We start from the raw sequence: 6,353 nt of genomic DNA, 5'->3' as shown, positions 1-6,353 counted from the left end.
CAAGCACAAGATGAGTGGGTGGCTGAAATACGTGCTTCTTACGGAGATGCAGCCGCAGAAGAATTAGATTGTATTCCTCGTAACTCTGGCGGTGCATGGCTTACTCGTGCACTTATCGAAAGCCGGATGAGCAAAGAGACGCCACTTATCCGCTTAACTAAGAATGATGAGTTTAGCTTAATCGATGAGCCTGTGCGCTATACCGAAATCGAAGCATGGTGCGAAGAAAACCTACTACCCGTATTGCAAGCCTTACCACAGGGACAGCGTAGTTATATCGGTGAGGACTTTGCACGTAACGGTGACTTATCAGTCATCTGTGTGGGGCAAGAGCAATCAGATTTAACACTGAGAGAGGTTCTTGTTGTTGAGATGTCAAAAATCCCATTCAAGCAACAAGAACAAGTTTACTACTACATCGGCGACCGCCTGCCACGCTTTTCTAAAGCGGCAAACGACGGACGCGGTAACGGTCAGTTCTTGTCTGAGGCGGCATTTGACCGCTACGGGCAAGTAGTCGAATCAGTGATGTTAAGCGAGTCATGGTACGCCCAACATGCGCCGCCGTTTAAAGCCGCACTCGAGGACGGTACCTTTCACGGCATCCCACATCACGCCGATATGCTAGATGATTTACGGGCATTTCAGGTGGTTAAAGGTGTGCCGCGAATTCCGGATAAACGAACGCAAGGCAATAACGGTACGCAACGCCACGGCGACGCAGGCATAGCCAAGCTGCTACTCTATTACGCTTACCGTGCCGATGAGGGTTTTGAGATTGATTTTAAAGCTGGTGCGCGTCGTGCTACGGCGGATTTATTCGGGACAAGTACATCCTTTTCCACACGCGGCTTCGGTACAGTACGCGGATATAATAATTTTAGAGGATTTTAATGATGGGGTTTAAAGACTGGTTTAAAAGCAAAAGTAAAAAACCGGAAACCAACCGTGAAATCGCCACAACCGGTGATGGGCAGGATATTACCAAAGGTTATGTCGGTGCATTGGCGCAACCGGAAGACGGCGTGCTACGCGGGCGTGGTAACGGTGATTTGAGTTTGTATGAGAATGTATTGAGTGATGAAGAAGTCAAGCGCACCTTTACTCAACGTCAAGATGCATTAATTGCTCGCGAATGGACGGTAGAGCCAGCAAGCGATGAACCACAGGATATTCAAGCGGCGGATTTTATCCGAGATTGGGTCGCCGAAATCGGCTTTGACCGCATTACCAAACTGATGCACTACGGTATTTTTTACGGCTACGCCGTGGCAGAGCTGGTGTACCGCGTCAACGCCGACGGTAAATATGTCGCCGATATCAAAGTGCGTAATCGCCGTCGTTTTCGCTTTACCCCGAAAGGCGAACTGCGCCTGCTCACCCGCACCAATCAAACCGAGGGGATTGAATGCCCAGCACCGTATTTCTGGTGTTTCTGCACCGGTGCCGACCATGACGATGAACCCTATGGCATCGGTCTTGCGCACTGGCTTTACTGGTTAAGCTTTTTTAAACGTAACGGCGTTAAATTTTGGCTAATTTTCTTAGAAAAATTCGGCATGCCGACCGTACTGGGGCGCTACGGCAAAAATGCCAATGAGACCGACCAGAAGCGCTTGTTAGAGGCTATAGAATCTATCCAATCTGATAGCGGTATTGTGATACCTGCAGATATGCCTATTGAGCTTTTAAGCGAAGGGCGTAGCGGTAACGGCTCTTATAAAGAACTGTTTGATACCATGAACGAAGGGATCCAGCGTGTAGTATTGGGTCAAACGTCATCATCCGGCGGTACGCCAGGCAGATTAGGTAATGATGAATTACAAGAAAAAGTGTTGGAGTCCATTATCAAAGCGGACTCTGATGTCATCTGTGAATCCTTTAACCGTGGTCCGGTTGCCTGGCTCACCCAAATGAATTTTGCCAACGCCCGCCCGCCACGTGTATTTAGGGTATTTGATGAGGTGGAGGATTTAACGCAAAAAGCCAACCGCGACAAAGTCATTTTTGAAACCACTGGTTATCGTCCGACCTTGGGTCAAATCCAGGCATCTTACGGTGGAGACTGGGAAAAAGCGGAAGTGCCGAATAATGATGGTCCGACCCCAAATAAGATGGGTAAGAAAACGGCGGACTTTGCAGGTGAAGTGGAAAAAGATACCCCAGATTACATGGTTGGTCAGCTCGACAACAATCTTGCACCGGTGATTGATAACTGGATGAGCCAAGTGCGGGCGTTAGCCGAGCGCGCGGAATCTTTAGAGCAGCTGCGTGACGAGCTTTTGACCGTGATGCCAGATATGAGTCTTGAGCAATACACCGCCGCCATGGCACTTGCGCTGAATGCGGCGCATTTAAGCGGGCGCGAATCGGTCGTAAGCGAGGCTGGCAATGAATAAAGTGGTGTATGGCAGTGTGCCATTTAACGAGCAGATTGAGTTTTACAAGCGCAAAATCCCGACGCCTACCGCCACATGGACGGATATTTATAATGCGGAACATGATTATGCAGCTGTTGTTGCCGGGGCGAATCGCCGTGAAATTATTGAAGATTTTGCCAAATCTATTCAAGACTTTATTGAAAATGGTAAAACCCTGGAAGATTTTCGTAAGGACTTCGACAAAATTGTAGCAAAACATGGTTGGCAATATAACGGTGGACGTAATTGGCGTAGCCGAGTCATTTACGAAACGAATTTGCGCTCAAGCTATCAGGCAGGGCGTTATGCGCAACTGCAAGAGTTAAAAGAAACCATGCCCTATTGGGAGTATGTCCACAGCGATGCGGTCAGCCACCCACGCATTGAACACTTGCACTGGGACGGTTTGATTTTGCGCAATGATGATCCGTGGTGGCAAACTCACTTTCCAGTCAACGCTTGGGGTTGTCAGTGCACCGTTATCGGGCGCAGCCAGGCATACATGGATCGTAATGGGTTTAAAGTGGATAAAGCGCCGAAAATTGAGTGGCAGGATCGCATTGTCGGCGTGCGCGGCTTAAATCCACGTATTGTTAAAGTGCCAAAAGGTATTGACCCCGGCTTTGAGCATATTCCCGGCGCATCACGCTTAACTAGTCAAACTCCACCACCGTTAGACGATGGTGGGCAACCGCGCCGAGTGGCGTTTTATCCACACCGCAAAGATACGCCTATTCCAATGCCAGCACCACGTAAAGTGGCGTCAAGTTTATTATTACCGGAGGGCAAAGAGGATAGTTTTTATATCAACGCATTTCTATCCGAATTCGGCGCAACCGAGGAAAAGCCGGTGATATTTAAGGATGTACTAGGTGAAAGCCTGGTAATCAGCGACGCCTTGTTTACTTCACGTAGCGGTCATTCAAAACTGAAAAAACGCGGGCGCGAAGCATATCTGAAGATTTTGGCTATGGCGCTGAAATCGCCTGATGAAATTTGGGCGCGTACCGAACATTGGCTCAATATTGATAAAGTCATTGTGCGTCGTCGCTATATCGCTCGCTTTGAGCTTGCCGATGGAAAGCATAATGTGCCAGCATTGGCGGTGTTTGATGTCGGGCGTGATGGTTGGGAAGGTGTGACGATATTTGCGCCGGATAAAGATGAGTATTTAGAACAAGTACGCACCGGGGTAATGTTGTACTACCGTGACGACGAAGACTAAAAAACTCACCCGCCGCCACAGATGAGTCTCGCCGGGTGTGGGATTTGAGGTCCTGGCGGAGACTGCCCACCCGATGCGTTAAAATCAATATAGGACAAAATATGACCGCAGTCAATATTGAATTGGATATATCACAACTGAGTCGCCTAATCGACAAAGCTGTAGAGCGCTTGAGCCGCCCGAAGCTGATGTTTGCCGAGATGGGCGAAGAATTATTGGCAATCCACTTCGCTCGCTTTACTGCTCGGAAAGCGCCGAATGGTACGCCGTGGCAACCGCTGAAAGACTGGTATCGTGAAAGTAAAAAGAAAAATGCCGATAAAATTTTAACCCTTGACGGGCATTTAAGCGGTACGTTGCGCTATCAGGCAAGCGATACCGGTGTGGTGTTTGGCTCCGATCGCCCTTATGCAGCTATCCATCAATTCGGCGGCACTATTACCACTAAAAATACTAAGGCGTTAAATGTGCAGGGACGACCGGTTAAAAGCGTCACCATTCCTGCTCGACCATGGCTTGGTTTATCGACAGATGACGAACAAAGGTTAATCGACATTGCTCGCAAACACCTGAAAAACGAATTTAATACGTAAAAGGTGCATTTTGGCATTTTTATCTGTTTTTCGATACATTGTAGCTTAAATTTGCTTTAGGGCGTTTATAAACGTTTATAAACGCCTAAAATGCACAAAATATGATGCTTCCCCACCGCACTTTATCCATTTTTTCACTCAACACATTCTAGACGCGTCCAAAATACATTTTCTTTCTCTCCTGTCATACTGGCTCCATTGAATTAACCGGAGCAACATTTCAACATGACATTAACCAAAATGCCTATTATGAAATTAGGTACCCATACGGCGATGGACGGGCGTGATATCTCCTTTACGGCGGACATGCTCAATGATATTGCCAACAGTTACGACCCTCAATTAGCCGAATCACCGATTGTTATCGGTCATCCAAATCTCACTGCCCCGGCTTACGGCTGGGTAAAACAGACCAGCGTGGAGGACGACATACTTTACGCCCATGTGGGACAAGTTGACGCAGCCTTTGCCGAGGCGGTGAATGCTGGGCGCTATAAAAAGCGCAGCGCATCCATTTTTCTGCCGGAAACGCCCGGCAATCCGAAACCCGGTCATTATTATTTACGTCATGTCGGCTTTTTGGGCGCCGTACCGCCCGCCGTGAAAGGCTTGGCAGACGTGAATTTTGCGCAAAGCCAAGGTGGCGACAATGCGTTTGCCGACTTTGCTTTTGACGAATCCGACTCTGCTAACCCCAAACCACAGGAGAAAACCATGACAGAAGCAGAACAACAAGCCACGATTAAAGCCGCCGCCGCAAAACTGGCAGCGGACGAAATGGCGAAAAAAGAAGCCGACTTTGCTGCCCGTGAAGCTGCCATTGCCGAACGCGAAGACAAAGTAAAAGCCGCCGAACAGGAAAAAGCTAAAGCGGAAGCGGAAAAACAGAAAAAAGAAGCCACCGATTTTGCCGACAGCCTTGTAAAAGCGGGCAAATTATTGCCAGCGCATAAAGCAGGATTAATTGAAGTAATGGTGCAGCTGGGCAACGCGCCAGTGTCATTTTCTGACGGCACACAAACCGTCTCTAAATCTTCTATTGATGTGCTCAAAGATGTACTTAACGCTAAACCGGTCGATTTTGCCGAAAAATCGGCGGAAGAGGAGGAAAAAGATAAAAACGCAATAGATTTTGCCGACGGTGCCTCTATCGCGAAAGCGGCATCTGCGTATCAAGCACAGCAAATGAAAGCAGGCGTTGAAATCTCAATGACCGATGCCGTCAATCATATTATGCAAGGAGCGAAAAAATGACCCAAACCCCTGAATTAACCGTTGCTTACATTACTGAAGGCAAAATCGAAGGTTATCGCATTGTGGCTTTCGGTGAAGAAAAAGACGCGGTGAAACAAGCAACAGCAGCGACAGATAAACTTATTGGTGTTTCTACTCGTGTGCCGAAAGCGCCAGGCGAGCATGTTGATGTGGTGCGTTCTGGTTTATACCCAGTCATTTATGGCGGCACGGTAAAACGCGGTGAGTTTTTAACAACAGATGCACAAGGGCGCGCTATAAAAGCCACCTCAAAACAAGCTTACATTGGTGTCGCAGAAGAAGATGGCGAAGAAGACGATTTGGGCTCTTTGCTTATCGTTCCTGGCTTTATGTCTGCTGACTAACCTGCCTATTAAAATTTAAGCAAAACTGTAACTAATTTTCACATATTGAAAAGGACAAAAAATGAGTAAAGCAAATTTCCCAGTCAATCCAGTATTAACTGCTATTGCAATTGCATATCGCAACCGCCGCATGATTGCAGATCAAGTTTTACCACGTTCTGACGTAGCAAAACAGGAATTTAAATACCTGAAACATGATTTAGGCGAAGGTTTTACCGTGCCGAAAACCATTGTCGGTCGTACATCTCGCCCGAACCAAGTGGAATTTAGTGCAACTGAACTGACCGCGTCTACCGAAGATCACGCATTAGATGCGCCGGTGCCGTTGGTTGACGTTAAAAATGCGCCGGCAAACTACGATCCGGACGGTCGTGCGGTAGAGCAAACCATTAACCTAATTGATGAAGCTATCGGCTTACAAAAACAGCTGGAACAAAAGCAAACGGAGAAAAAAGGTGGCGATGAGTTAGAAAAGCTACGTACGCGCGCACGTCAG

At 47.8% G+C, this 6,353-nt stretch carries 5 protein-coding genes and 2 pseudogenes; all 7 read left to right on the top strand.

Features of this window, described 5'->3' with window-relative positions; genetic code table 11:
* A pseudogene (locus C228_RS13770) lies at nt 1-894 on the top strand (hypothetical protein); the annotation flags it as partial.
* A gap of 2 nt (nt 895-896) precedes the next feature.
* On the top strand, nt 897-2,399 hold the full coding sequence (locus C228_RS0112805; protein ID WP_026313310.1) for a phage portal protein family protein: 1,503 nt from the start codon (nt 897-899) through the stop codon (nt 2,397-2,399).
* The gene (locus C228_RS0112800) at nt 2,392-3,645 is read left to right on the top strand and encodes a PBECR2 nuclease fold domain-containing protein (RefSeq protein WP_018652984.1); all 1,254 of its coding nucleotides are present in this window, start codon (nt 2,392-2,394) and stop codon (nt 3,643-3,645) included. The genes C228_RS0112805 and C228_RS0112800 overlap by 8 nt, the downstream gene beginning before the upstream one ends.
* A gap of 101 nt (nt 3,646-3,746) precedes the next feature.
* Nucleotides 3,747-4,238, top strand: coding sequence for a phage virion morphogenesis protein (locus tag C228_RS0112795; RefSeq protein ID WP_018652983.1), 492 nt, complete (start codon nt 3,747-3,749; stop codon nt 4,236-4,238).
* Between the two features lie 225 nt (nt 4,239-4,463).
* Entirely contained in the window at nt 4,464-5,492 is a 1,029-nt protein-coding gene (locus tag C228_RS0112790) for a hypothetical protein (protein ID WP_018652982.1), read from the top strand.
* The gene (locus C228_RS0112785) at nt 5,489-5,857 is read left to right on the top strand and encodes a capsid cement protein (protein WP_018652981.1); all 369 of its coding nucleotides are present in this window, start codon (nt 5,489-5,491) and stop codon (nt 5,855-5,857) included. The genes C228_RS0112790 and C228_RS0112785 overlap by 4 nt, the downstream gene beginning before the upstream one ends.
* A gap of 61 nt (nt 5,858-5,918) precedes the next feature.
* Nucleotides 5,919-6,353 (top strand): annotated as a pseudogene (locus C228_RS0112780) (hypothetical protein); the annotation flags it as partial.

It is taken from the genome of Actinobacillus capsulatus DSM 19761 (assembly GCF_000374285.1).
In the GTDB taxonomy this organism is placed as follows: domain Bacteria; phylum Pseudomonadota; class Gammaproteobacteria; order Enterobacterales; family Pasteurellaceae; genus Actinobacillus; species Actinobacillus capsulatus.
This window is presented reverse-complemented; position numbering and strand designations above follow the sequence as displayed.

Coding starts and splice junctions, on each gene's coding strand:
- C228_RS0112805 (WP_026313310.1), top strand. CDS start 897: ATGGGGTTTAAAGACTGGTTTAAAAGCAAAAGTAAAAAACCGGAAACC.
- C228_RS0112800 (WP_018652984.1), top strand. CDS start 2,392: ATGAATAAAGTGGTGTATGGCAGTGTGCCATTTAACGAGCAGATTGAG.
- C228_RS0112795 (WP_018652983.1), top strand. CDS start 3,747: ATGACCGCAGTCAATATTGAATTGGATATATCACAACTGAGTCGCCTA.
- C228_RS0112790 (WP_018652982.1), top strand. CDS start 4,464: ATGACATTAACCAAAATGCCTATTATGAAATTAGGTACCCATACGGCG.
- C228_RS0112785 (WP_018652981.1), top strand. CDS start 5,489: ATGACCCAAACCCCTGAATTAACCGTTGCTTACATTACTGAAGGCAAA.